This is a genomic window from Paraburkholderia mimosarum LMG 23256 = NBRC 106338, assembly GCF_000739815.1.
Taxonomy (GTDB): domain Bacteria; phylum Pseudomonadota; class Gammaproteobacteria; order Burkholderiales; family Burkholderiaceae; genus Paraburkholderia; species Paraburkholderia mimosarum.
In genome coordinates this window covers 1-1,673 of the sequence record NZ_BBJJ01000270.1, presented here as the reverse complement: position 1 = coordinate 1,673, position 1,673 = coordinate 1, and the positions used below count along the sequence as shown (strand labels likewise).

Sequence of the window (1,673 nt, the reverse complement as noted above, 5' to 3'; positions counted from 1 at the left end):
CCCACTAATTAATATTCAATAACTGGTACAATGTGGCAATATAACTTTGACGGGACGTGAATAAGCACTCCGCTTGGAGCATGTCTGATTGTGTTTGTTTATTGTCGATATCCACTGCCTATCGGCCACCGCAAATCGCCGTCTTAACGACGGTGTTCACCACGACTGGGGGCGTCGGCGATATGTCGAGGCGCTGAGAACGTCGCGTCTGGCGGACTGCTGTCGTCGGTCATCGACGGCAGCGAGTTACGCGTCAACTCGCTATACAAGCAAGGAATCGCACAGGTTAGCCAAAGAGTTCGGTTGGAGGCAGTCGCGGATGACGGAGGCATGGAAGCACTGTACACAGACGCATCCACATTTCAACTCGCGCTGCAGTGGCCTCCTGAATCGCACGCCTCAGGCGACGAGGAGCCGGAAGATGCTGAGCGCGTTCGGCAAGGCATGTGATGCCTATAGAGTGAAGCGTTCGACGAAGCAGAATGCAACAACCAATTAATCTGTAGTTGCCTATTGGGCTAACCCGGATTCTGGATTGGACGCAAACATATGCTCCACGCTATTACACGCGCATAGAAGACTTCATGTCTACGCGGTCGAAGGAATATTTGCGCGGCTAGCAAGAGCGAAGCCCTGCCCGGGCCGGCCAGATGCCAGCCGATGCGGTTCACAAAGCACAATGATATTGGGCATATTAGCGGGGAAAATTCAGCCTTCAAGACACTACGTCGGCACCAGTGTGGTAGCTCATTCTCTCTTCTTGATGGCGAATATGGGCACCACCCGTTTGCCAAGGAGAGCTTGCATTCTGACGGTTAGATCGGTTGCATCCTTATATTCGGCCCGTTAATTGGGCATCGCCCTGGCCTTGATGGAATGCGCCGGTGAGGTCCTCATCTGAACATCGGGCTTGATGCCCGGGCCGACTATCAGGCTTTACTCACCGAGGTCTGACCTATATCGCCATCATGCATGCTTGCCTTGTGCAACCGTCGTGTGAGGAGAGGACTTCGAACGATTCGATACGCTGCTCATGTTGCGGTAACTGGCGAGCGGTACACGCGGTTGCCTGCGAGCAACGCCCACGCAATGCGCGCATTCCGGTTTGCCTGCGCCACGGCTGCCTGGCTAGGATGCTTGCGGGCCAACAAATGTTCCAGCCAGGGATCGATCGCCGTAGAGCCGCGTCGCTGGATTCCCTGGCACATCCGGACCACCGCGCGTGCGCCGTGGATCAGCAGGGTTCGCAAATACGGGTCACCCCTTTTACTTATGTGAGCCAGACGCTGCTTGCCACCCGAGGAATGCTGCCGGGGTACGAGGCCAAGATAGGCTGCCAGATGACGGCCGCTGGTAAAGCCCTGCGCGTTGGCGCCGATGTGGCCAACCAGTGCTGTCGCCGTCAGCAGGCCGATACCGGGAATCTCGGCAAGGCGCTGACTGGCGTCGCTGTTCCGGTGCCATTGGCGGATCTGAGCTTCAATCACGTCGATCTTGCGATCGATCTCTCGAACGTGGTTGAGCATGTCCATCAGCAACTGCCTGAGCAAGCCCGGTAGATCGTTGGTCGCGTCTTCGGCAAGTGCAGGGATATCGGCAAGATGTGAGATGCCCTGCGGGAGGATCACACCATCCCCGATGGGCAGTTCAAACTCCTCCACTTGTGGGCGGCT

At 56.7% G+C, this 1,673-nt stretch carries 2 protein-coding genes; one reads left to right on the top strand and one right to left on the bottom strand.

The annotated features are described in order from the left end of the window. Positions 1–165: 165 nt before the first annotated feature. Positions 166–450 carry a gamma-glutamyl-gamma-aminobutyrate hydrolase family protein gene (locus BMI01S_RS44420; protein WP_081716349.1) on the top strand — a complete coding sequence of 95 codons (285 nt, stop codon included), beginning with the start codon at positions 166–168 and terminating at the stop codon, positions 448–450. Between the two features lie 581 nt (positions 451–1,031). Here the strand turns inward: BMI01S_RS44420 and BMI01S_RS37265 are convergent. Beyond that, on the bottom strand, positions 1,032–1,673 hold a 642-nt coding region (locus BMI01S_RS37265; RefSeq protein ID WP_042293346.1), incomplete at its 5' end, for an IS110 family RNA-guided transposase.